Annotated in this window: 21 protein-coding genes; 7 read left to right on the plus strand and 14 right to left on the minus strand. The window is 68.3% G+C overall.

The window, feature by feature from the left end:
• Positions 1–51 precede the first annotated feature (51 nt).
• The 4 genes from ACTXG9_RS18825 to ACTXG9_RS18840 all read right to left on the minus strand — a co-directional run bounded on the left by ACTXG9_RS18825 (position 52) and on the right by ACTXG9_RS18840 (position 4,177).
• Positions 52–951, minus strand: a complete 900-nt coding sequence (locus ACTXG9_RS18825; protein WP_021204747.1) for an SPOR domain-containing protein — start codon at positions 949–951, stop codon at positions 52–54.
• 21 nt (positions 952–972) lie between these two features.
• Positions 973–2,661, minus strand: a complete 1,689-nt coding sequence (gene argS / locus ACTXG9_RS18830; RefSeq protein ID WP_019661792.1) for an arginine--tRNA ligase — start codon at positions 2,659–2,661, stop codon at positions 973–975.
• Between the two features lie 114 nt (positions 2,662–2,775).
• Positions 2,776–3,480: a RadC family protein gene (radC, locus tag ACTXG9_RS18835; RefSeq protein ID WP_026347232.1), complete on the minus strand. Its 705-nt coding sequence runs from the start codon at positions 3,478–3,480 to the stop codon at positions 2,776–2,778.
• A 70-nt stretch (positions 3,481–3,550) separates the two neighbouring features.
• On the minus strand, positions 3,551–4,177 hold the full coding sequence (locus tag ACTXG9_RS18840; protein ID WP_019661790.1) for a response regulator transcription factor: 627 nt from the start codon (positions 4,175–4,177) through the stop codon (positions 3,551–3,553).
• Positions 4,178–4,405: 228 nt separating this feature from the next.
• Between ACTXG9_RS18840 and coaBC the strand changes: the two genes are divergently transcribed.
• Genes coaBC through ACTXG9_RS18855 form a run of 3 tightly spaced genes read left to right on the plus strand, consistent with a single transcriptional unit; the run spans position 4,406 to position 8,496 of the window.
• Positions 4,406–5,668: a bifunctional phosphopantothenoylcysteine decarboxylase/phosphopantothenate--cysteine ligase CoaBC gene (gene coaBC / locus ACTXG9_RS18845; protein WP_111097663.1), complete on the plus strand. Its 1,263-nt coding sequence runs from the start codon at positions 4,406–4,408 to the stop codon at positions 5,666–5,668.
• Positions 5,665–6,138, plus strand: coding sequence for a dUTP diphosphatase (gene dut, locus ACTXG9_RS18850; protein WP_005411999.1), 474 nt, complete (start codon positions 5,665–5,667; stop codon positions 6,136–6,138). The genes coaBC and dut overlap by 4 nt, the downstream gene beginning before the upstream one ends.
• 12 nt (positions 6,139–6,150) lie before the next feature.
• On the plus strand, positions 6,151–8,496 hold the full coding sequence (locus ACTXG9_RS18855; RefSeq protein WP_032953799.1) for a phosphomannomutase/phosphoglucomutase: 2,346 nt from the start codon (positions 6,151–6,153) through the stop codon (positions 8,494–8,496).
• Positions 8,497–8,592: 96 nt separating this feature from the next.
• Here ACTXG9_RS18855 and ACTXG9_RS18860 read toward each other — a convergent pair whose 3' ends face one another.
• The 8 genes from ACTXG9_RS18860 to pyrE all read right to left on the minus strand — a co-directional run bounded on the left by ACTXG9_RS18860 (position 8,593) and on the right by pyrE (position 18,043).
• The gene (locus tag ACTXG9_RS18860; protein ID WP_111097662.1) at positions 8,593–9,306 is read right to left on the minus strand and encodes a response regulator transcription factor; all 714 of its coding nucleotides are present in this window, start codon (positions 9,304–9,306) and stop codon (positions 8,593–8,595) included.
• Positions 9,287–11,947, minus strand: coding sequence for a sensor histidine kinase (locus tag ACTXG9_RS18865; protein ID WP_111101784.1), 2,661 nt, complete (start codon positions 11,945–11,947; stop codon positions 9,287–9,289). Before ACTXG9_RS18865 ends, ACTXG9_RS18860 begins: the two co-directional genes overlap by 20 nt.
• A 51-nt stretch (positions 11,948–11,998) precedes the next feature.
• Positions 11,999–12,649 carry a potassium-transporting ATPase subunit KdpC gene (gene kdpC, locus ACTXG9_RS18870; protein WP_206621614.1) on the minus strand — a complete coding sequence of 217 codons (651 nt, stop codon included), beginning with the start codon at positions 12,647–12,649 and terminating at the stop codon, positions 11,999–12,001.
• Entirely contained in the window at positions 12,646–14,703 is a 2,058-nt protein-coding gene (gene kdpB / locus ACTXG9_RS18875) for a potassium-transporting ATPase subunit KdpB (protein ID WP_111101786.1), read from the minus strand. The genes kdpC and kdpB overlap by 4 nt, the downstream gene beginning before the upstream one ends.
• 10 nt (positions 14,704–14,713) lie before the next feature.
• Positions 14,714–16,423 (minus strand): potassium-transporting ATPase subunit KdpA, encoded by a 1,710-nt coding sequence (gene kdpA, locus ACTXG9_RS18880; protein WP_111101787.1) that lies wholly within the window; start codon positions 16,421–16,423, stop codon positions 14,714–14,716.
• A gap of 12 nt (positions 16,424–16,435) precedes the next feature.
• Positions 16,436–16,528 carry a potassium-transporting ATPase subunit F gene (locus ACTXG9_RS18885; protein WP_005407770.1) on the minus strand — a complete coding sequence of 31 codons (93 nt, stop codon included), beginning with the start codon at positions 16,526–16,528 and terminating at the stop codon, positions 16,436–16,438.
• 174 nt (positions 16,529–16,702) lie between these two features.
• Positions 16,703–17,365 carry a hypothetical protein gene (locus ACTXG9_RS18890; RefSeq protein WP_111101788.1) on the minus strand — a complete coding sequence of 221 codons (663 nt, stop codon included), beginning with the start codon at positions 17,363–17,365 and terminating at the stop codon, positions 16,703–16,705.
• An 18-nt stretch (positions 17,366–17,383) separates the two neighbouring features.
• Positions 17,384–18,043 carry an orotate phosphoribosyltransferase gene (pyrE, locus tag ACTXG9_RS18895; RefSeq protein WP_005420471.1) on the minus strand — a complete coding sequence of 220 codons (660 nt, stop codon included), beginning with the start codon at positions 18,041–18,043 and terminating at the stop codon, positions 17,384–17,386.
• A 162-nt stretch (positions 18,044–18,205) separates the two neighbouring features.
• Between pyrE and ACTXG9_RS18900 the strand changes: the two genes are divergently transcribed.
• The 3 genes from ACTXG9_RS18900 to ACTXG9_RS18910 all read left to right on the plus strand — a co-directional run bounded on the left by ACTXG9_RS18900 (position 18,206) and on the right by ACTXG9_RS18910 (position 20,684).
• The gene (locus ACTXG9_RS18900; protein ID WP_005420469.1) at positions 18,206–19,006 is read left to right on the plus strand and encodes an exodeoxyribonuclease III; all 801 of its coding nucleotides are present in this window, start codon (positions 18,206–18,208) and stop codon (positions 19,004–19,006) included.
• On the plus strand, positions 19,003–20,376 hold the full coding sequence (locus ACTXG9_RS18905; protein WP_019661780.1) for an AmpG family muropeptide MFS transporter: 1,374 nt from the start codon (positions 19,003–19,005) through the stop codon (positions 20,374–20,376). The genes ACTXG9_RS18900 and ACTXG9_RS18905 overlap by 4 nt, the downstream gene beginning before the upstream one ends.
• A gap of 77 nt (positions 20,377–20,453) precedes the next feature.
• A complete protein-coding gene (locus tag ACTXG9_RS18910) occupies positions 20,454–20,684 on the plus strand; it encodes a hypothetical protein (RefSeq protein ID WP_005407775.1) in 231 nt (76 codons plus the stop codon).
• Between the two features lie 79 nt (positions 20,685–20,763).
• On the opposite strand, the gene ACTXG9_RS18915 is transcribed toward ACTXG9_RS18910, so the two are convergent.
• Together ACTXG9_RS18915 and ACTXG9_RS18920 are read right to left on the minus strand one after the other, a co-directional pair.
• Positions 20,764–21,891, minus strand: coding sequence for an anhydro-N-acetylmuramic acid kinase (locus ACTXG9_RS18915; protein ID WP_180877591.1), 1,128 nt, complete (start codon positions 21,889–21,891; stop codon positions 20,764–20,766).
• A 65-nt stretch (positions 21,892–21,956) separates the two neighbouring features.
• Positions 21,957–23,429, minus strand: coding sequence for a M23 family metallopeptidase (locus ACTXG9_RS18920; RefSeq protein WP_021203123.1), 1,473 nt, complete (start codon positions 23,427–23,429; stop codon positions 21,957–21,959).
• Between the two features lie 167 nt (positions 23,430–23,596).
• Between ACTXG9_RS18920 and tyrS the strand changes: the two genes are divergently transcribed.
• On the plus strand, positions 23,597–24,808 hold the full coding sequence (tyrS, locus tag ACTXG9_RS18925) for a tyrosine--tRNA ligase (RefSeq protein ID WP_111097656.1): 1,212 nt from the start codon (positions 23,597–23,599) through the stop codon (positions 24,806–24,808).
• The last annotated feature ends 330 nt before the right edge of the window (positions 24,809–25,138 follow it).

Raw genomic sequence — 25,138 nt, forward strand, 5'->3', positions numbered from 1 at the left:
GAAACGAAAAAAGCCGGGCAATGCCCGGCTTCCTCGTTCACAGCGGCAGGCTTACTGCGCCTTGATCGCCATCGCCTGCAGGCCGGTGCCATCCAGCTTCTGCTTGGCTTCGGACAACTCGCCGGCGCTGCCATACGGCCCCATGCGCACGCGGTACACGGTCTTGCCGTTGATCTGCGCCGATTCCACGCGTGCCGCCAGGCCCATCATCGCCAGCTTGGCCTTGGTCGCCTCGGCATCGCCGGAGGCACCGAACGCACCGGCCTGCAGGATGTAGCGGGCGTTGTCGGCGGCAGCCGGTGCAGCAGCTGCCGGAGTACCGGTCGCTGCCGGTGCGGCTTCCGCACGTGCTGCAGGCGTGGCCGCGGCGTTGCTGGTCGACGCCGTTGGGGTGCCGGCTGCAGGCGTTGCCGCCGCCGGGCGTTCGCTCAGCGGTGCCGGCAGCGGACGGCTGGTCGCGGTCACCGGGGCGGTGCTGGCCACGCTGGCCGTGGCTGTGGGTGCTGGCGCCGCGGGCGGCGGAACCGGCTTGCCTTCCAGTGCAGCCTGCGCGCGCTGCGCTTCGGCCCTGGCCCGGCGCTGGTCTTCGGCACGCGCGCTGGCGGCCAGTTCGGCGTCGGACATTTCAACTTCCTTGCCCGGCAGCAGGGTGTAGAAGTCGTACTGGGTCGCGGCCGGCTTTTCCGGCTCGGCCGGCTTCGGCGTAGCCGGCTGTGCGGCCGGCTGGGTGCCGACATCGCTGTCGGCGTCAGCGACCGGGGCCGGTTGCGCGTTCGGGTTCGGCTGCGGTCCGGCACGAAGGAAGCCATCGCCTTCGCCCTTGAACAGGTTCGGCGCCGCCAGGAACACCACGGCCGCAATCGCCACGCCAGCGACCAGCCACACCCATCCGGGTGTGCCCTGGCTGCTGCTGTTGCGTCGTGCCTGGTTTTTGCCGCGTCGTGCTGCCATGGGTACTGCGTCTCCTGATGCTTACATTTTTTCCGGGGCGCTGACGCCCAGGAGGTCGAGGCCGTTGGCCAGCACCTGGCGGGCAGCGCAGGCCAGGGTCAGCTTGGCGTTGCGATCGGCGGCATCTTCCACCAGTACCGGCGTTCCGTGATACCACGTGTGGAACGCGTGCGCCAATTCACGCAGGTACTGCGCCACCAGATGCGGCTCCAGCGCCACGCCGGCCGCCTCCACCACTTCCGGGTACCGCGAGATCTCGTTCATCAGCAGCAGCGAAGCGTCGTCGGCCAGGCGGCCGAGGTTGGCCAGGCCATCAGCCTGTTCATACACCAGCCCCTTCTCCTGCGCCTGGCGCAGCAGGCTGCAGACGCGGGCATGCGCGTACTGCACGTAGAACACCGGGTTGTCGTTGCTCTGCTGGCGGGCCAGGTCGATGTCGAAGGTCAGCTGCGAATCGGGCTTGCGCGCGATCAGGAACCAGCGGGTGGCATCGCGGCCGGCTTCCTCGATCAGGTCACGCAGGGTGAAGTAGCTGCCGGCACGCTTGGACAGCTTCACTTCCTCGCCGCCACGCATGACGGTGACCATCTGGTGCAGCACGTACTCCGGCCAGCCCTGCGGAATGCCCACTTCCATCGCCTGCAGGCCGGCGCGCACACGCGCCAGCGAGCCGTGGTGGTCGGCACCGAGTTCGGTGATCGCGCGCTCGTAGCCGCGCTGCCACTTGGACAGGTGGTAGGCCACGTCCGGCACGAAGTAGGTGAAGGTGCCGTCGGACTTGCGCATCACGCGGTCCTTGTCGTCACCGAAGTCGGTGCTCCGCAGCCACAGCGCGCCGCCCTCCTCGTAGGTATGCCCCGACGCCTGCAGCTTGGCCACCGCTTCTGCCACCTTGCCGTCGGCGTACAGCGAGCTTTCCAGGAAATAGATGTCGAAGTCGACGCCGAACGCGGCCAGGTCCAGGTTCTGCTCGTTGCGCAGGTAAGCCACGGCGAAGCGACGGATCGCCTGCATGTCGTCCGGGTCCTTGGCGCCCACCACGGTGCTGCCTTCCAGGTCGACGCTGGCACCGGCCATGTAGGCGCGGGCGACGTCGACGATGTACTCACCGCGGTAGCCACCTTCCGGCCAGCCGTCCTGGTCCGGCGCGATGCCCTTGATCCGTGCCTGGGTGGACAGCGCCAGGTTCTCGATCTGCACGCCGGCGTCGTTGTAGTAGAACTCACGCTTGGCGTTCCAGCCGTTGGCATCGAGCACGCGCGCCACGCAGTCGCCAATGGCCGCCGCGCGGCCATGGCCGACATGCAGCGGGCCGGTCGGGTTGGCCGACACGTACTCCACGCCCACCGTGCGGCCATTGCCGGACAGGTTGCGGCCGTAGTCGTGGGCTTCCTTGATGACCGACGCGGCTTCACGCTGGTACGCGGCCGGGGCCAGGTGGAAGTTGATGAAGCCGGGGCCGGCGATCTCGACCTTGCTGACGTCCTCGCTGCGCGGCAGCGCCTCGACCAGCGCCTGCGCCAGTGCGCGCGGATTGCTGCGCGCGGCCTTGGCCAGCAGCATCGCGGCGTTGGTGGCGAAGTCGCCGTGGTCGCGGGTCTTCGGGCGCTCGACCACGAAGTCCGGCGGCAGGGAGTCGGCGGGCAGGGTGCCATTGGCGCGCAAGGCTTCGATGCCTTGGCTGATCAGGGCGCGGAGGAGATTTTTCACGAGGCCTGCTGTGAGAATGAGCGGCGGAATCGCCCATTTTAGCGCATGTACCCGCGCCCACGCTGACCAGAACATGCCTGCGGGGGCGGCCGGTGGCGCCTGAAGGGGGCGCGCTCAGCCGAACAGCCGAGGCTGGGGCGGGGACAGCAGGCCCCGTTCAGCAAATGAAACGGGACGGCCCTCGCCGACCACGAAGTGGTCCAGCAGGCGCACGTCCACCATCGCCAGCGCCTGCTGCAGTTCATCGGTGATGCGGGTATCGGCGCTGGACGGTTCAGGGTCGCCCGAAGGATGGTTGTGGCTGAGGATCACCGCCGCCGCGTTGTGCAGCAGGGCACGCCGGACCACCTCGCGGGGGTAGACCGGCGCGGCGTTGATGGTGCCGTGGAACAGCTCTTCGCAGGCGATCAGGCGGTGGCGGTTGTCCAGGAACAGGGCCATGAAGATTTCCCGCGCCTGCCCTCGCAGGCGGTGCTGCAGATAGCGGCCGACCGCGGCAGGGTTGTTACCCACCGCTTCGCCGTGCTCCAGCTCAGCCGCCAGGTAGCGATGGGCCAGTTCCAGCCCGGCAGCCAGCGTACAGCTGCGCGCCGGGCCCAGCCCGGGCAAGCGGGCCAGTTCGCCCGCGGGACGGTCGAGCAGCACCCGCAAGGGGCCATGCGCCTGCAGCAGGTCGCGCGCGGTCTGCACGGCATCACGGCCGCCGAAGCCGGAGCCGAGGAACAGGGCCAGCAGCTCGGCGTCGGAAAGTGCCGTGGGCCCGCGCGCGATCAGCTTCTCGCGGGGACGTTCCTGTTCGGGCCAGTCGTGGATGGGCATGCCTGCATCATCGCCAGCTTCGGCGGCGTCTCCCATCGGGGCTTGCCGCGGTCCCGGGTCGGTCGATACCTCAGTCGCGCCGGGTCTGCAGGTAGTCGAACAGTTCCTGGTTGTTCTGCAGCCCCAGCTTGCGCTTGGCTTCGGCCTTCTGCCGGCTGATGGTCTTCGGGCTGCGCCCACAACGCTTGGCGACTTCGTTCACGTTGAGCCCGGTCGCCAGCAGATCCAGCACTTCCTTCTCGCGTGCCGACAGCGGTGCCGGTTCGCGCGGGAACAGCAGGTCGCGGGCCTGCAGGTGATGGCGCAGCTGCTGGGAGACGAATACGTGCCCGGCCAGTGCGGCGTTCAGCGCCTGGGGCAGCTCGGCGAAATCGGCGCACTTGTCGACCAGGCCACTGATGCCCTCCCGCAGCAGGCCGTCCAGCAGGCCGGGATGGCGGGCGCCGGTGAGCACCACCACCGGCAGGCCAGGGCGACGCATGCGCAGCGCGTCGATCAGCTCCGGACCGTCCGGGCCGGCACCCGGCATCGACAGGTCGGTCAGGACTGCATCGCAGTCGTGGCGGTCCACCAGATCCAGCAGCTGGGCGCCGTCACGCGCACTGCCGACGATGTCCATCAGGTAGGTCTGCAGCACGATGGCGATGCCATGCAGGACCACGGGATGGTCGTCGGCAATGATGATGCGTGGACGCACGCGGTTCCTCGAAGATCGAACAGGCCACGGCGGGCGGCAGCCAATGCCTGATTCTGCAAAAGCGCAGGCCCCTGGAGGTATAGGAAAGGTCCGAAACCGATACCGGGTGAATGCCGGGTCAATGCAGGCGGGCTCCATCTGCTGATAGCCGCCCGCTATGTGCACCGGGCACCGGGACATTACCGACCTTCGGGTAAGCTAGCGCCCTCGTTTGCACAGGAATTCCAGGTGGCTGACTCCCCCAACGCTTCTCCCGCGCCGGCCCGCGCGCTGGAAGGTCAGAAACTGCTGTTGTGCGTCGGAGGCGGGATCGCGGCCTACAAGGCCCTGGAACTGGTGCGGCGCCTGCGCGACGCCGGTGCCCAGGTGCAGGTGGCGATGACTGCCGGTGCCCAGCAGTTCGTCACTCCGCTCAGCTTCCAGGCGCTGTCCGGGCAGCCGACCCGCACCACCCTGTGGGACAGCGCCGCCGAACAGGCCATGGGCCATATCGAACTGGCGCGCTGGGCCGATCGCATCGTGGTCGCCCCAGGTACCGCCGATCTGCTCGCGCGGCTGGCCCAGGGCCACGCCGATGACCTGGTCAGCACGCTGTGCCTGGCCAGCACCGCGCCGCTGACGATCTGCCCGGCGATGAACCACCGCATGTGGCTGCATCCGGCCACCCAGGCCAACATCGCCCTGCTGCGCCAGCGCGGCGCGCAGGTGATCGGCCCGGTCGACGGTCCGCTGGCCGAAGGCGAATCCGGTCCGGGTCGTCTGGCCGAGCCCGGCGACATCGTCGCCGCGCTGGCGGCCAATGGCAGTGCTGCAGCGGCGGTTGCCGCACCGGAAACCCACGCGCTGCAGGGCCTGCGCCTGCTGATCAGCGCTGGCCCGACCTATGAAGACATCGATCCGGTGCGCTACGTCGGCAACCGCAGCAGCGGCAAGATGGGCTTTGCCTTGGCTGCGGCCGCCGCGACGATGGGCGCCCAGGTGGTGCTGGTCAGCGGCCCGGTGCAGCTGCCGACGCCTCCCGGCGTGCAGCGTGTGGACGTGCGCTCGGCCGCGCAGATGCGTGATGCCGTGCTGAAGTCGTTGCCGGCCGACATCTATATCGGTGCCGCTGCGGTGTCCGACTACACACCGCGCCAGGTTGCACCGCAGAAGCTGAAGAAGACCGCCGAGAGCCAGTCGCTGGTGATCGAGCTGGTGCGCACGCCGGACATCCTGGCCGAAGTTGCCGCGCAGACGCAGTCGCTGAAGCTGGTGGTCGGCTTTGCCGCCGAAACCCACGACGTGGAGAAGTATGCGCGTGGCAAGCTGGTCGACAAGCGCCTTGACCTGGTGATCGCCAACCAGGTCGGCATCAGCGGCGGTGGTTTCGAGAGCGACAACAATGCCGCCACTGCCTTCTGGCAGGACGGTGAACAGGTATTCCCGGCCACCTCCAAGCGCGAGCTGGCCGAACAACTGCTGGCGCTGATCGCGCGGAGACTCCAGGCATGACCCAGGCTTTCACTTCCCAACCCCTGCAGGTCAAGCTGCTCGATCCGCGCTTTGGCGACAGCTGGCCGCTGCCGGCCTACGCCACCGAAGCCAGCGCCGGCATGGACCTGCGCGCGGCGCTGGATACCGCGCTGACCCTGCAGCCGGGCGACACCGCGCTGGTGCCCAGTGGCCTGGCCATCCACATCGCCGACCCGCACCTGTGCGCGGTGATCCTGCCGCGTTCGGGGCTCGGCCACCGCCACGGCATCGTGCTCGGCAATGGCACCGGCCTGATCGACGCCGACTACCAGGGACCGCTGCTGATCAGCGTCTGGAACCGCGGCCGCGAGGCATTCACCATCGAGCCGGGTGATCGCATCGCGCAGCTGGTGGTGGTGCCGATTGCCCGCGTCAGCCTGCAGGTGGTGGATACTTTCACCGACAGCGTGCGCGGAACGGGTGGATTCGGCCATACCGGGGTGCGTTGACAGGGGACATCGATGAGCGGCATCGGGGAAGGACAGCGGGGACGGTCGTTGGGACGCAGTGCACCACTACTGGGGGTGCTGCTGGTCCTGCTGGCCGGCTGGTTCGGATGGAGCGCGGTGCAGCAATGGCGCCAGGAGGCCAACGGCCAGGCGCTGGAAGCTGCGCGCGACCAGGCTGTGCAGGGCCTGCAGGAGGCCGCCGCCGGCCAGCTGAAGCAGCTGCAGCAGCAGCTGAAGAACGAGCGCGTGCAGCAGGCGCTGCAGGCCGGCGATGCCGCTGCGGCGGCACTCGCGGTCCGCGAGAGCTGGACCGGCGTCGAGCATGCTGAAGTGCTGACCGCCGATCTGGCCAATGCCTACGCCGACCCGGCCACGTTCGGCTATGCCCGCCTGGCGTTGCTGGAAGGAGCGCTTGCCGAGGCCGGCCCCAGCCTGCGCGTGGTCCGCGATGGGGGTGGCAATCGTCTTGGCCTGGCGGCACCGGTGCCGCTGGGCAGCCTGGGCCCGGCAGTGCTCTACGTGCGCCAGCCATTGCTGCGCCTGACCTCGCCGCTGGACCAGGTGAGTGCGCCATCGGCCGGTTTCCTTGGCCTGCGCCAGGGCGCGCATGACCTCGTCGCCCTGGGCGATGCCAGCCTGGCCGAAAGTGCCGAAGTCCTGGCGCGGCCGATCCCGGGTACCCCGTTGCGGCTGGTGGCCGCGGTACCCAATATCGAACCCGGTCCGCTGGGCCTGGGTTCGCTGGCCAGCGCCATCGTTGCGCTGCTGCTGGCGTTCATCGCCGTGCTGCTGGTGGTGGGTCGCGGCCGCCTGCCGAAGACGCTGCCGCTGCCGCGGCGTGCGGCCGTGGCGGAAGCGGATCATGGCCCGACCCTGAGCGAGAGCCTGCAGATGGCGCCGCCGCCGGTGGCCGGGGCCAGCACCACTGAAAGTGCACCGCCGCCCCCGCCGCCGGTTCCGGCCGAGGAACTGGCGGCCGGTATCTTCCGCGCCTACGACATCCGCGGCGTGGTGGGCAGCCAACTGACGCCGAAGACCGCCGCGCTGATCGGCCAGGCCATCGGTACCGTGGCACTGGAGCAGGGCCTGCGCGAGGTGGTGATCGGTCGCGATGGCCGCCTGTCCGGCCCGGAACTGGCCGCAGGATTGGCTGAGGGCCTGCGCCGCGCCGGTTGTGCGGTGATCGACATCGGCCTGGCGCCGACTCCGGTGGTGTACTACGCCGCCTTCCACCTGCGTACCGGCACCTGCGTGGCGGTGACCGGCAGTCATAACCCGCCCGAGTACAACGGTTTCAAGATTGTCATCGGCGGCGAGACGCTGTCCGGCGATGCCATCACCGATCTCTACGCGCGCATCGTCGAGGGCCGCCTGGTACAGGCTGCGGAGCCGGGCGATTACCAGCAGCGCGATGTCAGTGCCGACTACATCCAGCGCATCGCCGACGACGTGCAGCTGGACCGTCCGCTGAAGGTCGTGGCCGATGCCGGCAACGGCGTGGCCGGCGCACTGGCACCGCAACTGCTGGAAGCCATCGGTGCTGAAGTCATTCCGCTGTACTGCGATGTCGACGGTACCTTCCCCAACCATCATCCCGACCCGAGCGAACCGGCCAACCTGGAAGACCTGGTGCAGACGGTCAAGCGCTTCGGGGCCGACCTCGGCGTCGCCTTCGATGGCGATGGCGACCGGTTGGGCGTGGTCAGTGCTGACGGCAAAATCATCTATGCCGACCGCCTGCTGATGCTGTTCGCCGCCGACGTGCTGATGCGCAACCCCGGCGCGATGGTGATCTACGACGTGAAGTGCACCGGCAAGCTGTCCGACCACGTGCTGCGCAATGGTGGCAGCCCGCTGATGTGGAAGACCGGGCATTCGCTGATGAAGGCGAAGATGCGCGAGACCGATGCCGAACTGGCTGGCGAGATGAGCGGCCACTTCTTCTTCAAGGAGCGCTGGTTCGGTTTCGACGATGGCCTGTATGCGGCGGCGCGCCTGCTGGAGATCCTGGCCCAGCGCGAGGAGACCCCGGACGAGGTACTGGGCGAGCTGCCGGAGATGGTGGCCACGCCGGAGCTGAAGGTGCCGGTGGCCGACGGCACGCCGCATGCGCTGGTGGCAATGCTGGTGGCGGCGGCGCAGTCGCCGGACAACCCGTATGTCGGCGGCCGACTGTCGACCATCGACGGCCTGCGCGTGGACTTCCCCGATGGCTGGGGCCTGGTGCGGGCCTCCAACACCACGCCGGTGCTGGTGCTGCGCTTCGAGGGCAACGACGAGGCCGCACTGGAACGCATCCAGGCGCTGTTCCGCAGCCAGCTGCAGCCGGTGCTGGGCGACACCCCGCTGGGGTTCTGACCCCTTTGGAAGCTGCAGCAGAATGGGTAGTGCCGGCCGCTGGCCGGCAAGCCCATGAACCTCACACACCCTGCAGTTGCCGGCCAGCGGCCGGCACTACCCCTTGAACCGCAATCCCACGCCCGGCTCGGTGAACAGGTAGCGCGAATCCAGCGCTGAATCACCCAGCTTGTGCCGCAATTTGCCGACCAGGATGCGCAGGTAATGGGTGTCGTGCTGGTGGGTCGGCCCCCAGATCTCCTGCAGGATCTGCGGCTGGGTCACCACGCGCCCGGCATTGCGCAGCAGCAGCGACAGCAGCGCGTATTCCTTGCGGGTCAGCGCCACCGGTTCACCATCGAGTGCCACTTCACGGCGCACCAGGTCCACATGCAGATGGCCGTCGTCGAACACCGGCGGGGTGCCGTCGCTGGGCACGCTGCGCGTGCGCAGCAGCGCCCGTACCCGCGCCATCAGCTCTTGGGTACCGAAGGGTTTGGTCACGTAGTCGTTGGCGCCGTTGTCCAGCGCCCGCACCTTCTCGGTTTCGCCGGCGCGAACGGTCAGCATGATCACCGGCACCTGGCTCCATTGCCGCAGCTGCTCCAGCACCTCGTGGCCTTCCATGTCCGGCAGGCCGATGTCCAGGATCACCAGGTCCATGTCTTCGCTGGCGGCCATCTCCAGGCCTTCCTGGCCGGTCGCGGCCTGCCGTACCTGGTAGCCCTGCGCGCGCAGGCTGATATCCAGGAACCGGCGGATCTGGGTTTCATCATCGATCACCAGCACGCGCGCGGCCGGCGCGCTGGCTTCAATCGGGGTCGGGCTCATCGTGGGAGGCTGGCTTGAGCAGGGGCAGGGTGATGCGGATCAGGGTACCGCGACCGTCGCGTCCGGGCAGCGCCTGCACGCTGCCGCCATGCGCACCGATCATGCCCTGGCAGATGGTCAGGCCCAGGCCGGTGCCGTGGCGGCCGCGGTCGCCGCGCTCGACGCTGTAGAACATGTCGAAGATGCGCGCGCGTTCGTCGTCGGGAATGCCGGGGCCGGCATCGATCACGTCGATGCGCAGCTGGCCGTCCAGTTCGCGCGCCTGCACCTGCACGGCGGCATCGGGCGGCGAGAACTTGGCCGCGTTCTCCATCACGTTGAACACCGCCTGCTCGACCAGCGCCGGGTGCACCCAGATCGGCGCCAGCGTGGCCGGGATGTCCAGTTCCAGCCGCACCTTCGGCTGGTAGCGCTGCAGGCGCCGCGCCGCCGAGCCGATCAGTTCGTCCACGCCGATCCAGTCGCGGTTGATTTTCAGCCCTTCGTGGCCGAGGCGGGTCATGTCCAGCAGGTTCTGGATGTAGCGATCCAGCCGTTCGCCTTCTATCAGTATGGTGTCCAGCAGAGCACGGCGATCGGCCGTATCCATCGCCGCGCCATAGCTGGCCAGGCTGTCGGCCGAACCGATCATCGCCGCCAGCGGCGAGCGCAGGTCGTGCGACACCGAAGAGAGCAGGGCCGAGCGCAGCCGCTCGGTTTCGTTGCTGACATGCGCCTGCTCCAGTTCGGCCACCAGCCGCGTGCGCAATGCGGCCTGCGCGATGTCATCCACCATCGCCTCGGCCAGCTGCCGTTGTTCGGGCAGCAGGCGCGCCTGCGCGCCGGGCAGGTACAGGCCAGCCACGCCGATGGCGCGGTCTTCGCCATCCAGCAGCGGCAGGAACCACCACTGCGCACCGGCCAGGGTGTCGGTGAAGCGGCCGCTGGGCTGGCCGTGGCGCAGGGCCCAGTCGGCGGCGGCCAGATCGGTATCGCCCGGCTGCGAACGGCCACCGGTTGCGGTATCGGCGCCGATCCGCAGCCACGCAGGTACGTCCATGGCCTGTTCCAGTGCGTGCCGACCCGCCTGTGCCACCTCGCCATTGCCGGCCGCACTGGCCAGCTGCCGCCCCAGCTGCTGGCGCGCACGCGCATGCCGGTTGGCCGCACGCAGCGCGATGACCTGCATGCGCAGGCGCGAGGCCAGGCGCCCGGCCACCAGTGCCGCGGCCAGGAACAGGAACACGGTGATCACACCCTGGCGTGCACCGATGGCGAAGGTGAAGCGGGGCGCGATGAACAGGAAGTTGTAGGCGAGGAAGCACAGGATCGCCGCCATCACCGCCACGCTGGCGCGCGTGCGTGCGGCCACCAGCACCACCGCCACGATGAACACCATCGACAGGTCGGCCATGCCCACCCAGTGTTCGGCCAGCCACGCCACCGCACAGGCCAATGCGGTCGCGATCAGGGCTTGTGCAGGCTCGTAGCTGATGCCGCGCATCGGCGGCAGCAGGCTCTCGCGGCGCGAGCGTGCGCGTGCCTGCGGCGTGCTGATGATGGTGATCTCGTAGTGCGCGCCGCGCTGGATCAGCTGCTGGGTCAGGGTGCGGTTGAACATCCGCGCCAGCGGCCGTTCGCGGGTCCGGCCCAGCACCAGGGTCGATACGCCATTGTGCGCGGCATGGTCGAGCAGGGCATCGGCGATGCTCGATCCGTGCAGCAGTTCGGCGTCGCCGCCCAGGCGCCGTGCCAGCGCGAAGGCCGCATCGATCTCGCGCCGGGTCGCCTCGTCCTGGCGTCGCCCTTGCACGGTCACCACCGTCCACGGTGCGTCGCGCCGCTCGGCGATGCGCCTCGCCACGCGCACCAGGTATTCACTCTGGCCGCCGCCATCAATGGCCACCAGCACGCCGCGACGCAGCGGCAGGTTGCTCTCGCCGCGTGCGGCGCGTGCTTCGCGCAGGCTGCTGTCGACGCGGTCGGCAGCTTCCTGCATGGCCAGTTCGCGCAGCGCGGTCAGGTTGGCCGGCGAGAAGAATGCCTGCAGTGCCTGCGCGGCCTGTTCGGGCACATAGACCTTGCCCTGCTGCAGGCGCGCGATCAGTTCGCGCGGCGGCAGATCGACCAGCACGATGTCGTGCAGCCGATCGAGCACGCCATCCGGCACGGTCTCGCTGACGCGCACGCCGGTGATCCGCATCACCACGTCGTTGAGACTTTCCAGATGCTGGATGTTGACCGTGGTCCAGACGTCGATGCCGGCATCCAGCAGCTCCATCACATCCTGCCAGCGCCGCTCATGGCGGCTGCCCGGCGCGTTGCGATGGGCCAGTTCGTCCACCAGCACCAGCGCTGGATGCCGTGCCAGCACGGCATCCAGGTCCATCTCCTGCAGGGCATGGCCGTGGTAGGCCACGTCCTTCAGCGGCAGCTGCGGCAGGCCCTCCAGCAGGGCCTGGGTATCGGTGCGTCCATGGGTTTCCACCAGGCCCACCACCAGGTCGACGCCGCGGCGCAGCTGTTCCTGCGCGCGGGTCAGCATGGCGTAGGTCTTGCCCACGCCCGGCGCCGCACCGAGGAACACGGTCAGCTTGCCGCCGGCTTCGCGTTGCAGGCCTTCAACCAGGGCATCGGCCTGGCGGGTACGTGCATCAGTCATGGGGGCCGCTGTCATGGCCACCATTGTGCGCGCAGCAGGTGCAGCCCAGCATCACGGCGTCTTGGCCGCATGGTCCAGCGCGAAGTTCAGCGTCACCACGTTCACCCGTGGCTGCCCGAACAGGCCCCACTGGCGCCCTTCGGTATGCGCCTGCACCAGTGCCTGCACGCGCTCCACCGGCAGGCCACGGGCACGCGCCACGCGCGCCACCTGCAGCTGCGCGGCGGCCGGCGACAGCTGCGGATCCAGTCCGCCGGCGGACTGGGTGACCAGGTCCGCCGGTACCTGCGCCGGGGCGACACCTTCGCGCGCGGCAACCGCAGCCGTGCTGGCGGCAACACGTTCGGCCAACGCCGGGTTGCTGCGCGCCAGGTTGGAACCGGCCGCGGCCATCGGATCGTAGTTGGCCGCTGACGGACGCGCCTGGAAGTAGCCGTCACCGGTGAACGGCTGCGACAGCCATGCCGAGCCGCGCACCTGGCCGCTGCCATCGCGCAGCAGGCTGCCTTCGGCCTGGGTCGGGTAGGCCAGCCCGGCAAAGCCGGTGGCGATGCCGGCGTAGACCGCGCCGGCCAGCAGCAGGGTGGCCAGACCCAGGCCGATCGCCGGGCGCCAGCAGGCGCCATCCTGCAGGCTGGCCACGCGGGCCTCGGCTTTCGCTTCGCGGGGCAGGGAGGTGGAGGTGGAAACAGAACGGTTCATGCGCCGAATACCAGGACAAGAAGGAGGTCGATCAGCTTGATTGCGGCGAACGGCAGCAGCACGCCGCCGAGGCCGTACACCAGCATGTTCCGGCGCAGCAGCGCCGTTGCGGTGGCCGGGCGGAAGCGCACGCCACGCAGGGCGAGCGGGATCAGCGCGGGAATCACCAGGGCGTTGAAGATCAGCGCCGCCAGCACCGCGTTGCGCGGGCTCGACAGCTGCATCACGTTCAGTGCGGCCATGGTCGGAACGGCCGCGGCGAACAGCGCCGGCAGGATCGCGAAGTACTTGGACACGTCGTTGGCCAGCGAGAAGGTGGTCAGCGCGCCGCGGGTGATCAGCTGCTGCTTGCCCACTTCCACGACCGCCAGCAGCTTGGCCGGGTCTGAATCGAGGTCGACCATGTTGCCGGCCTCCTTCGCCGCCTGCGTGCCGGAGTTCATCGCCAGGCCGATGTCGGCCTGGGCCAGCGCGGGAGCATCGTTGGTGCCATCGCCCACCATCGCCACCAGGCGGCCACCGGCCTGTTCCTGGCGGATGCGTGCCAGCTTGTCTTCCGGACGGGCCTCGGCGATGTAGTCGTCGACGCCGGCCTCGGCAGCGATCGCGGCGGCGGTCATCGGGTTGTCGCCGGTGATCATCACCGTGCGGATGCCCATCGCTCGCAGCTGCGCGAACTTCTCGCGCATGCCGTGCTTGACCACGTCCGACAGCTCGATCACGCCCAGCACGTGGCGACCCTCGGCCACCACCAGCGGGGTGGCGCCATTGCGCGCGACCTGCTCGACGCGCCCGGCCAGTTCAGCCGGCACGTTGCCGCCCAGCGCCTGCACGTGGGCACGGATCGCATCGGCGGCGCCCTTGCGGATCTGCCGCCCATGTTCCAGATCCACGCCGGACATGCGGGTCTGGGCACTGAAGGCCAGGTAGTCGGCATGGTCCGGCTCGGCGGTGGCGCAGCCCTGTTCGCGCGCCAGGCGCACGATCGACTTGCCTTCCGGGGTCGGGTCGGCCAGCGAGGACAGCAGTGCCGCCTCGCGCAGCTGGCTGGCATCGATGCCGGCCAGCGGATGGAAGTGGCTGGCCTGGCGGTCGCCGTAGGTGATGGTGCCGGTCTTGTCCAGCAGCAGCACGTCGACGTCGCCGGCCACTTCCACCGCCTTGCCCGACTTGGCCAGTACGTTCGCGGCCAGCGCACGGTTCATGCCGGCGATGCCGATGGCCGGCAGCAGGCCGCCAATGGTGGTCGGGATCAGGCACACCAGCAGCGCGATCAGCAGCAGCGGATCGACCTTGACGCCGACGGCTGCACCAATGGCCGGCAACGTGGCCACCACCACCAGGAAGGTCAGCGTCATCGCCGCCAGCAGCAGGGTCAGCGCGATCTCGTTCGGCGTCTTCTGCCGGTTGGCACCCTCCACCAGGGCAATCATCCGGTCCAGGAAGCTGTGGCCCGGCTCGGCGGTCACCCGCACGATGATCTGGTCGGACAGCACCTTGGTGCCGCCGATCACGCCGGAACGGTCGGTACCGGCCTCGCGCAGCACCGGCGCGGACTCGCCGGTCACCGCCGCCTCGTTGATGGTGGCCAGGCCCTGCACGATCTCGCCATCGGCCGGCACCAGCTCACCGGCACTGACGATCACATGGTCGCCCGGGCGCAGCTCGGCGGCAGGTACCTGGGTTTCCGCAGCCCCCGGCTGCGGTGCGGCCAGGCGGCGCGCCACCAGGTCCTGGCGCGCGCGGCGCAGCGATGCGGCCTGGCCACGGCCACGTGCTTCGGCCACCGCTTCGGCGAAGTTGCCGAACAGCACGGTCACCAGCAGGATCGCGGTCACTGCCAGGCCAAAGCCCAGCGGCGCATTGCCGGTCAGGGTGACGATCGCGGCAACGATCGTACCGGCCATCACCACCGCCATTACCGGGCTGCGCACCAGGTGCATCGGCGACAGCTTGCGCACCGCCTCGATCAACGCACGGCGCAGGCCGGCGCCATCAAGCAGCGCAGGGCGCGGGGCAAGGGAACTACGGGTGGAACTTGCGTGGGTACTCATCGGGGTGTCCTCAGTGCAGTCCCAGGCTGAGGTGGTCGGCGATCGGGCCGAGTACCAGCGCCGGCATGAACTGCAGCACGGTCAGGATGACGATCACCGAGACCAGGGTCAGGGCGAAGGTCGGGGTTTCAATCTGCAGGCTGCCGGCAGACTCCGGCGCCTGGCGCTTGGCGGCCAGCTGTGCGGCCACCACCAGCGGGATGATCAGCAGCGGGAAGCGGCCCAGCAGCAGCACCAGCGAGCAGCTCAGGTTCCACCACAGCGTGGCGTCGCCCAGCCCCTCGAAGCCCGAGCCGTTGTTGGCGTAGGCCGAGACGTACTCGTAGAACACCTGGCTGATGCCATGGAAGCCAGGGTTGGAGGTACCGGCCAGCCCGGGCACGGCCAGGGTGATCGCGGTGAACACCAGCAGGGTGATCGGCTGCAGCAACACCAGCAGGGCCAGCAGGCGTACCTGTGGCGTTTCCAGCTTGCGGCCGAACAGTTCCGGCGTACGCCCGGTCATCAACCCGGCCAGGAACACGCCCAGCAGCAGGTACACGATGAACTGCTGCAGGCCACAGCCGATGCCACCCCAGATCGCGCTGACCAGCATGTTGACCATCGCGATGCCGCCACTCAGCGGCGCCAGCGAGTCATGCATGCCGTTGACCGAGCCGTTGGAAACCTGGGTGGTCACCGCGGCCCACAGCGCCGTGCCGTCGGCGCCGAAGCGCACCTCTTTGCCTTCCATCAGCAGCGGCGTGGCGGCGCTGGCACTGTGCCCTTCACTCCACATCATCGCGCCGGTGGACAGCAGCGACATGCCCAGCATGCAGCTGAACACCAGGGCGCCGAACCGGCGCCGGCCAGTGAACGCACCGATCATGAAGATCACCGCCATCGGCACCAGCAGGATGCCGACGATCTCCAGCGCGTTCGACAGCGGGGTGGGGTTCTCCAGCGGGAAGCTGCTGTTCGGGCCGTACCAGCCGCCACCGTTGGCGCCAAGCTGCTTTGCCGCGACCATCGCTGCCACCGGGCCCAGCGGCAGTTTCTGCTGGGCCATGCCGGCGCTGGCATCGATCGGCGTGGCCTGCGGGCCACCGGCCATCGTCGACGGCACGCCCTGGCTGGTCAGCAGCAGGGTCCACACCAGGCACAGCGGCAACAGGAAGCGCACGCACAGGCGCACCACGTCCACGTAGTAGTTGCCCACCGCCACCTGGCGGTCATCGCCGCTACCGGTGGCGGCCGCAGCCTGCGGCGCACGCGAGAACAGCGCGCGCAGTGTCGCTACCGCCAGCGCCAGGCCCATCATCGGCGTCACCACCTGCAGGCCGGTGATGCCGGTCATCTGCGAGAGGTAGGACAGCTGCGCCTGGCCCGAATAGTGCTGCTGGTTGGTGTTGGTGAGGAACGAGATCATCGTGTGCAGCGCGGTGTCCCAGCGCATGTTCGGGATCTGGTCCGGATTCAGCGGCAGCCAGGCCTGGGTCATGAACACCGCCTGGGTCAGTACCGCGACCACCACGTTGCTCAGCACGAAGGCCAGCACGTAGCCGCGCCAGGACATCGAGCGCGATGGATCGACGCCGAACACCCTGTACAGCGGCTTCTCGATCCAGTGGAACAGCACGTCCACCTTCATCGGCGTGCCACGCATCACGCGGGCCAGGTACAGGCCCAGCGGCCACGCCAGCAGCAGGCTGGCGGCAATAATCACAAGCATCTCAGTCATGGCCGGCTCCGCTCAGAACGACTCGGGCCGCAGCACGACATAAAGAAGATAGGCGGCGGCGACCAGCACCAGCACGCCACACAACAACGACAGCCAGGGGGACATTGCAGTAGCGTCCTGGTGGAACCCCTCCACCTCAGGCCGCCATCGTCGTCCTGCCGCCCATAAACGCACTACGCGCCGGACCGGGCCGATGCGTAAAGAGTGCATAAATTTCGTGGGCCAAGCCGTAACCCGGCCACGGGTAGCGCCGGGCCATGCCCGGCGGCAGGAGCGTCGTCAGCCTGCCGGGGCAGCCGGCGCCACGCCCTTCAGCTCGCGATAGCGCTGCAGGGTGCTTTCAATTTCGGCCTTCAACGCCTGCTGCTGCTGCAGGAACCCGGCCTGCAGGCGTTGCTGCGCCTGCAGCTGCACATGCCGCTGGCGGATCGCCTCGGCCTGCTTGTCGGCCACCTTGCCACCGGCCAGTTCGCGGTCACCGGCGGCCGACAGCAGCGCCACCAGCGATTCGCGCAGGCTGGTGACGTTGTACTCGGCTGTCTTCAGGTTGTTGTCCAGCACTTCCTGGCGTTCGGCGAACACCCGGCGCAGGTCGTCCTCGCTGCCATAGGTGGTCAGCATCGCCTGCTCGGTGCGCTGGCGGGTCTGCGCAGCCATCAGGTCCAGCTGCTGCTGCGCGGCCACCGTGCTGGCGGCGGCACGCTCTTCGTCGGTCAACGCGCGCTGGACCTGCGCATTGCGCAGGCCGCTCTTCGCGTTGAACTCTTCGCGGGCGTGATTGACCGCATCGGCCGGCAGCGAATCACTGCAGATCCGCTCCTTGCCCTCGTTCCAGCAGTACAGCTTCTTCTCCACCTTGTCGCCACCCCGCGACTGCGCCGGCAGCGTGAACGGCATGGCCAGCAGCAGGCCGGCAAGGAGAACAGCAGGAACTCGGGACATGACCTTTCCCCTGGTCGGTCAGCGGATCGAACGAACGCCGTACTGGGCCCGGTAGGCTTCCAGCGGCTGACGGTAACCCACAAGTTCCGGGTTGCCGGAGGCGAAATCAAGCAGATCGGCCAGCGATGCCACAGCAATCACCGGAATGCCGGCCTCTTCGGCCACCGACTGCGCCGCCGAACGGCGATCGGTTTCCGAAGCGATCTCCTGGCGGTCAAGCGCCACCACGATGCCGGCCGGGGTGCCACCGGCGGCGCGGATGATGCCCAGCGCTTCGCGGATCGCGGTACCGGCGGTGATCACGTCATCGACGATCAGCACGCGCTTGCCATTCATGTCCGCGCCGATCAGCTGGCCGCCTTCGCCATGGTCCTTGGCTTCCTTGCGGTTGAACGACAGCGGCAGGTCACGGCCACGCTGGGCCAGCTCGCAGGCCATCGCGGTGGCCAGCGGAATGCCCTTGTAGGCCGGGCCGAACACCACGTCGTACTTGATCCCGCTGGCATCGATGGCATCGGCGTAGCAGGCGCCGAGCTGCGACAGCAGCGAGCCGGAGTCGAAACGACCGGCATTGAAGAAATAGGGGCTCAGCCGGCCGGACTTGAGGGTGAACTGGCCGAAGCGCAGGGCATCGGCGGTCAGGGCCAGCTGCAGGAAACGGTGGCGGTGGTCGCTCATCAAAACTCGATTCATCTTCATTTGGAGCACAAATCCTAATCCAGCTGGGCGTTTCGCGCTCGTCCGGACCCGTGTGAAGGGCGTCGCGGCCTGGCCGGGCAGACTGCGCAGCCCCGTGGGCAACCGGTATGCTTGCCCGGTTTCCTGTCGTAGGTCCCTCGCATGCGCATCATCAGTTTCAACGCCAATGGCATCCGTTCCGCCGCGACCAAGGGCTTCCTCGACTGGTTCCGTGCCCAGGACGCCGACGTCCTGTGCATCCAGGAGACCAAGGCCCAGGAAGACCAGCTGACCGACCCGATGTTCCGTCCGGACGGGCACCACTGCTTCTATCGCGACGCCATCACCAAGAAGGGCTACAGCGGCGTGGCGATCTACAGCAAGCGCGAACCGGACCAGGTCATCACCTCGCTGGGCTGGGCCCCGTTCGACGACGAAGGCCGCTATATCGAGGCACGCTACGGCAACCTCAGCGTGGTCTCCTTCTACATCCCGTCCGGCAGCTCGGGCGACCTGCGCCAGGGCTTCAAGTTCGAAGTGATGGAATGGCTGCGGCCGATCCTGGAGGAGTGGGCGCGCAGCGGCCGCGACTACGTGCTGTGCGGCGACTGGAACATCGTGCGTTCGGCGCTGGACATCAAGAACTGGAAGTCCAACCAGAAGAATTCCGGCTGCCTGCCGGAGGAGCGCGACTGGCTCAACGCCCTGTGCGCCGACCATGGCCAGGCCACCGATGTCGCCGCCGGCCGTGGCTGGGCCGATGCCTACCGCCTGCTCAACCCCACCGGCGAGGATTACACCTGGTGGAGCAACCGCGGCGCCGCCCGTGCCAACAATGTCGGTTGGCGTATCGACTACCAGTTCATCACCCCGGGCCTGCGCGACAAACTGCGTAGCTGTTCGATCTACCGCGACGAGCGCTTCTCCGACCACGCCCCGTTCACCGTGGACTACGACCTGTGACCGAGGCCGCCAAGCCGCGCCGACCGTGGCAGCAGGTGTTGTCCAACCTGAGCCAGCGCAAGGTGCTGGCGATGCTGCTGCTCGGTTTCAGTTCGGGCCTGCCCATCTATCTGGTGGGCAACACGCTCGGCTTCTGGATGCGCAAGGAAGGCATCGAGCTGAGCACGATCGGTTTCCTGTCATGGGTCGGGTTGGCCTACACCATGAAGTTCCTGTGGGCGCCGATCGTCGACAAGACCGACGTGCCTCTGTTCGGTCGTTTCGGCCGCCGCCGCGGCTGGATGCTGCTGTCGCAGCTGGTCGTGGTGGTGGGGCTGGTCGGCATGGCACTGGTCCAGCCCAAGGGCGGCCAGATCCAGTTCCTGGGTGTCGACTGGCAGCACATCGTCGTATTCGGCGTGATGGCCGTGATCGTGGCGTTTGCTTCGGCCACCCAGGACATCGTCATCGATGCCTGGCGCATCGAAAGCGCTGACAACAGCGAGCAGCTCGGCCTGCTGACCTCATCCTCGGCGCTGGGCTACCGCACTGCCTTGCTGGTCACCGATGCGCTGATCCTGATCATCGCGGCCCGTGTCGGCTGGCAGGTCTCCTACGAGATCATGGCCGTGCTGATGGCGCTTGGCGTGGTGGCCGTGCTCATGGCCCGCGAGCCCGCGCGGGAAGTGGCTGCCGTGCAGGCACAGGCGACCTCGCTGTGGACGCCACGCGGTCTGTTCGACGCCGTGGCCGGGCCGTTCATCGCCTTCGTCCGCGAACACCGCAGCGGCGCGATCCTGATCCTGGTGGCCATCAGCATCTATCGCATGGCCGACTTCGTCATGGGGCCGATGGCCAACCCCTTCTATGTCGATCTCGGCCTGGACGAGGACACCGTGGGCGCCGTGCGTGGCTCGGTGGGCCTGGTCGCGACCTTCGTCGGCATTGCTGCGGCGGGCCTGGTTTCGGTGCGCTGGGGCGTGCTGGCGGCGCTGATGGTGGGCGCCGTGCTGGGGCCGGCCTCCAACCTGGCGTTTGCCTGGCTGGCCTATTCCGGCCCGGACACAACCCATTTCGCCGTGGCCATGGCCATCGACAACTTCGCCAGCGGTTTCGCCGGTACGGCGCTGATCGCCTATATGTCCAGCCTGACCAGCATCGGATACACGGCAACCCAGTACGCGCTGCTGAGCTCGTTCTACGCGATGCCCGGCAAGGCGCTCAAGGGGCTCTCGGGGTGGTCGGTACAGGCGCTCGCACAAGGCCGGACGCTGCTGGAAGGCTACGCGCTGTTCTTCGTCGGTACCGCGCTGGTGGCGATCCCGGTGGTGATCCTGTGCGCCCTGCTGATCCTGCAGCAGCGTCGTCGCCAGGCCGCCAGCTCGACCTGATTGCCTGCCCGTCCGGTCTGCGGGATCATCGCCCCGACGCGCCGAGGGGGCGGTGCCTTGCGAACGGGGAAGCGAGCATGGCCGACGTTGTGCTGCGGGACCTGGACCCGCTGCTGCTGGAACGCATCAAACGCGTCGCGGTCGCCCGCGGCTGGACTCACGAACAGACCTGCGCCGCCTTGCTGGAGCAGGGCCTGTTCAGCAGTGAACTGGAGGTCCGCTCCGGCTTCGGCGATCCCGAAGTGGACGCACTCTCCGACGCCATCGCCGCCCTGCAGGCCCTGCCGGCAGGGCAGGGCTTCGATTAGCGGCCGCGCCGCAATGCTGTAGAGCCGAGCCCACGCGCGGCTGCCCGGTAGATCCACGCCATGCGTATATGGCGCCACCTCACGCCAGGTGGATCGCCCCCAGGATCCGCGGCCCCTTGGCCCCGGTCACGCTCGGCAGGTTGCCGGCCAGTCCCTCCATGGTCCGCTGCGCCAGCCACGCAAAACCCATCGCCTCCACGTATTCCGGGTCCAGCCCGTGTACCGCGCTGGACTCCACCTGCACTCCCGGCAGCCGCGCCGCCAGGCGCGTCATCAGCTGCCGGTTGCGTACCCCGCCGCCACAGACCAGCAGGCGCCGGGTCTGCGGCTGCTGCGTCAGCAGCGCATCGGCCACGGTTGCCACGGTCAGCTCCAGCAGGGTGGCCTGCACATCGGCGGCGGCGTACTGGCCTTCCCCCATGTGCGCCTCGGCCCAGGTCAGGTGGAACTGCTCGCGCCCGGTGCTCTTCGGCGGCGGCAGCGCGAACCACGGGTCCGAACGCCAGCCGGCAAGCAGGCCCTCGTCCACCGCGCCGCTGGCGGCGTAGGCGCCGTCGGCATCAAAGGTGCGGCCGGTATGGCGCTGGCACCAGGCATCCATCAACGCGTTGGCCGGGCCGGTATCGAAGCCACGCACCGCACCTTCGCGCGGGATCAGGGTCAGGTTGGCGATGCCGCCCAGGTTGAGCACCGCGCGGTCCTCATCGGCGGTGCCCAGCATGCCCAGGTGAAAGGCCGGCATCAGCGGTGCGCCATGGCCACCGGCTGCCAGGTCGCGGCGGCGGAAGTCGGACACCGTGGTGATTCCGGTCAGCTCGGCGATGCGGTTGCCGTCGCCCAGCTGCACGGTGAACGCCGGATCGGCCAGCGGGCGGTGGCGCACGGTCTGGCCGTGCGAGCCGATCGCGCGCACCTGGCTGCGGTCCACGCCGGCTTCGGCCAGCAGCTGGTTGGCCGACTCGGCGAAGTTGATCGCGATGCGCGCATCCAGCTCGCCGAGTTCCTCCAGCGAGTCCAGCGGGCCGCCTTCACCCAGCGCCACCAGCCGCGCACGCAGCACCGGCTCCCAGCGGGCGGTCAACCCGTGCACGAAGCGGCAGCCCCCGTCGGCGGGAAACTGCACCAGCGCGGCATCGATGCCGTCGGCGCTGGTGCCCGACATCAGGCCAAGGTACAGGGGAGCGTCAGCGTCGGCAGGTGTGTTCATGGCAGGCATAAAAAAAGGACGCGGCAAGCTTGTGCTGCCGCGTCCTTCTTCGTCAACGAAGGGGCTCAGCCGCGCTTGCGGCCGGTTGCCTGCTTGTCCTTGGCGCTGGCAACCTCGGTGGCGGCCTCGTCGCGGCTGGTCGGTGCCGGGCTGGCATCGGCGTAGATCAGCTTCTCCATGCCCTGGATGCGGGCCATCGCCGGCGCGGTCTGCGCGCGGAAGGCGACCAGCTCGGCGCCCTTCAGCGGCTCCGGCGGCGGCATGGTCACGGTCAGCGGGTTGCGGTGCTCGCCGTTGACGCGGAATTCGTAGTGCAGGTGCGGGCCGGTGGCCAGGCCGGTCGAGCCGACGTAGCCGATCACCGTGCCCTGGGCCACGCGCTGGCCGGTCTTGATGTTCGCAAAGCGCGACATATGCCCGTACAGGGTGGTATGGCCGCGGCCGTGATCGAGGATCACCACGTTGCCATAGCCGCGCTGCACGCCGGCGAACTGCACGCGGGCGTCGCCGGCGGCCATGATCGGGGTGCCGGTGCGCGCGGCGTAGTCCACCCCCTTGTGCATGCGCATCTTGCCCAGCACCGGGTGCTTGCGCGCGCCGAAGGTCGAGCTCAGCCGCGCGAACGGAATCGGCATGCGGATGAAGCTCTTCTTCAACGAACGGCCGTTGATGTCGTAGTACTCGGCCTTGCCGTTGCGGTCGAAACGGAAGCCGGAATAGGTCTTGCCGCCGGTGGTGAAGGTCGCCGCCAGGATCTTGCTGGTGTCCACCTTCTCGCCTTCGCGCCAGGTTTCATCCATCACCACGCTGAAGCGGTCGCCCGGCTGCAGGTCCTTGGAGAAGTCGATGTCGTACTTGAAGATCTCGTCGGTCATCGTCGCGATCGCCGAGGGCGACAGCCCGGCCCGCCGGGCCGCGGCATACAGCGAACTGGTGATCTCGCCGCTGGTGACCACGGTGCGCGTGGAGGTCTCGCGTCGGGTCACCTTCTCCTTGATGTCATCGCCAACCAGGCTCAGTTCCACCCGGTTGTCGGCATCGCGGTCGAAACGGATGCTGCGCAGGTCGCCGGACAGCGGCATGTCGAAGGCTATCTCGGCACCGGGGCGCAGCTTGGTCAGCGCCTCGCGCGCCCCCGGGTGGTCCAGTACCCGGTGCAGGGTGGTGGCCGGAATGCCGGCCTTGTCGAACAGGTCGCTCAGGGTCTGGCCACGCTGCACGCGCAGCACCTGCCAGCTGTCGCCCGGCACCTGCTGCTGGCGGGCCATGGTCAGCGGCGGCAACGGCAGTGCCAGGCTGGTATGGCTGTCGGCAAAGGGGGCGTCGATGGTGTGCGAGAAGCCCGGCACGATCGTCGCCACCAGGGCGCCGATGGTGGCAAACAGGCTGGCATGCACCCAGTGGCGGCGGGTCCAGCGCTCATTGAAGGCCGCGGGAAGGTGTTGCCTGAGCTTCCGATGCAGGGCGTTGTCGTGCAGGACGTGGAGGCGTTCCTGGAAGCGCTGCTTGCGTGCGCGCCCTTGTTCGGAGTTGTGCATCGGCGGTTCTTTCCTTGCAGCCCGGGAGCGCGGGCCTGATCGCCGGTTACCATAGACACCTGATAAAAGCGCGTCAAACCCTTGTGCCCATTGGCTTTTGTGAAGCCAATCGGGTTAACTTTGCTTTAACACCCCACAGAAGAATCGGCGTTGCCGGGAGTAGTCACGTGTCCTCGATTGAAGAAGCCCTTGCCCTGATCGGCCGCGGTGCCGACGAGATCCTCAAGCTCGAGGATCTGCGTGCGCGCCTGCAGGAAGGCCGCCCGCTACGGATCAAGGCCGGCTTCGACCCCACCGCCCCCGACCTGCACCTGGGCCATACGGTGCTGCTGAACAAGATGCGCCAGTTCCAGGACCTCGGCCACCAGGTCATTTTCCTGATCGGCGACTTCACCGGCATGATCGGCGACCCTTCCGGCAAGAGCCTGACCCGCAAGCCGCTCAGCCGCGACGATGTGCTGGCCAACGCCCGCACCTACGAGGAGCAGGTCTTCAAGGTGCTGGACCGCAGCCGTACCGAAGTCCGCTTCAACTCGGAGTGGTTCGGCAAGATGGGCGCGGCCGACATGATCCGTCTGGCCGGCCAGCACACCGTGGCGCGCATGCTCGAGCGCGACGATTTCGCCAAGCGCTATGCCGCCCAGCAGTCCATCGCCATCCATGAGTTCCTGTACCCGCTGGTGCAGGGCTACGACTCGGTGGCCCTGGAGGCCGACGTCGAACTCGGCGGCACCGACCAGAAGTTCAACCTGCTGATGGGCCGTGGCCTGCAGGAACACCACGGCCAGAAGCCGCAGGTGGTGCTGACCATGCCGCTGCTGGAAGGCCTGGACGGCGTCAACAAGATGTCCAAGTCGCTGGGCAACTACATTGGCATCAGCGAGCCGGCCATCGACATCGTCACCAAGACAATGAAGGTGGACGACACCCTGATGTGGCGCTGGATCGAGCTGCTGTCCTTCGACATCGGCCAGGCCGAGGCCGTGCAGCTGCGCGAGCAGGTGGCCAATGGCGGCCTGAACCCGCGCGTGGTCAAGCTGCGCCTGGCGCGTGAACTGGCCACCCGCTTCCATGACGCCGCGGCGGCCGAACAGGCGATCGCCGGTTGGGAAGCGGCGGTGACCGGGCAGGGCGACATCACCCAGCTGCCGCTGCAGGAGGTGGCGATTCCGGCCGAGGGCCTGCGCATCGCCGCGTTGCTGACCGCGGCCGGCCTGACTCCGAGCAACTCCGAAGCGAACCGCAAGCTCAAGGAGCGTGCGGTGAAGGTGGATGGCGAAGTGGTCGAAGACGGCCAGCAGGTGCTGCAGCCGGGCTTCGAAGGCCTGCTGCAGGTAGGCAAGCGCACCTTCGCCCGCGTACGCCTGATCGCTGCCTGACATCAAGGAAGGGCCGGCGCCAGCCGGCCCTTCCTTATGCTCTTGTAGAGCCAAGCCCACGCTCGGCTGCTCTTCACGGGGTCCTACCGCAGCGCGGCGCATGAACAGATGCAACATCCGGTGAAAAAAATCGCCACACCCCCTTCACAAATGATGGGAATGGGGACATACTTCTCCTCCCCCGTCGCAGGGGTCGCCACCAAGGGGCTTCAGCGACGCTAGGGCGCCCACCACCGCCGAACGAGATGATCGAACGAAGGTGTTGACGGACTGAAAAAGTCTGGCATAATGGGCGGCTCGCTACGAAGGAAACTTCGCGGCACACGGGAG

The sequence above is a fragment of the Stenotrophomonas maltophilia group sp. LNF247 genome, assembly GCF_054083135.1.

Excerpts from the sequence above, each read along its gene's own strand:
- ACTXG9_RS18825 (WP_021204747.1), bottom strand. The coding sequence starts at position 951 with ATGGCAGCACGACGCGGCAAAAACCAGGCACGACGCAACAGCAGCAGC.
- radC (WP_026347232.1), bottom strand. The coding sequence starts at position 3,480 with ATGCCCATCCACGACTGGCCCGAACAGGAACGTCCCCGCGAGAAGCTG.
- dut (WP_005411999.1), top strand. The coding sequence starts at position 5,665 with ATGACCCAGGCTTTCACTTCCCAACCCCTGCAGGTCAAGCTGCTCGAT.
- ACTXG9_RS18855 (WP_032953799.1), top strand. The coding sequence starts at position 6,151 with ATGAGCGGCATCGGGGAAGGACAGCGGGGACGGTCGTTGGGACGCAGT.
- ACTXG9_RS18860 (WP_111097662.1), bottom strand. The coding sequence starts at position 9,306 with ATGAGCCCGACCCCGATTGAAGCCAGCGCGCCGGCCGCGCGCGTGCTG.
- ACTXG9_RS18865 (WP_111101784.1), bottom strand. The coding sequence starts at position 11,947 with ATGACTGATGCACGTACCCGCCAGGCCGATGCCCTGGTTGAAGGCCTG.
- kdpC (WP_206621614.1), bottom strand. The coding sequence starts at position 12,649 with ATGAACCGTTCTGTTTCCACCTCCACCTCCCTGCCCCGCGAAGCGAAA.
- kdpB (WP_111101786.1), bottom strand. The coding sequence starts at position 14,703 with ATGAGTACCCACGCAAGTTCCACCCGTAGTTCCCTTGCCCCGCGCCCT.
- kdpA (WP_111101787.1), bottom strand. The coding sequence starts at position 16,423 with ATGACTGAGATGCTTGTGATTATTGCCGCCAGCCTGCTGCTGGCGTGG.
- ACTXG9_RS18885 (WP_005407770.1), bottom strand. The coding sequence starts at position 16,528 with ATGTCCCCCTGGCTGTCGTTGTTGTGTGGCGTGCTGGTGCTGGTCGCC.
- ACTXG9_RS18890 (WP_111101788.1), bottom strand. The coding sequence starts at position 17,365 with ATGTCCCGAGTTCCTGCTGTTCTCCTTGCCGGCCTGCTGCTGGCCATG.
- pyrE (WP_005420471.1), bottom strand. The coding sequence starts at position 18,043 with ATGAGCGACCACCGCCACCGTTTCCTGCAGCTGGCCCTGACCGCCGAT.
- ACTXG9_RS18900 (WP_005420469.1), top strand. The coding sequence starts at position 18,206 with ATGCGCATCATCAGTTTCAACGCCAATGGCATCCGTTCCGCCGCGACC.
- ACTXG9_RS18910 (WP_005407775.1), top strand. The coding sequence starts at position 20,454 with ATGGCCGACGTTGTGCTGCGGGACCTGGACCCGCTGCTGCTGGAACGC.
- ACTXG9_RS18915 (WP_180877591.1), bottom strand. The coding sequence starts at position 21,891 with ATGAACACACCTGCCGACGCTGACGCTCCCCTGTACCTTGGCCTGATG.
- ACTXG9_RS18920 (WP_021203123.1), bottom strand. The coding sequence starts at position 23,429 with ATGCACAACTCCGAACAAGGGCGCGCACGCAAGCAGCGCTTCCAGGAA.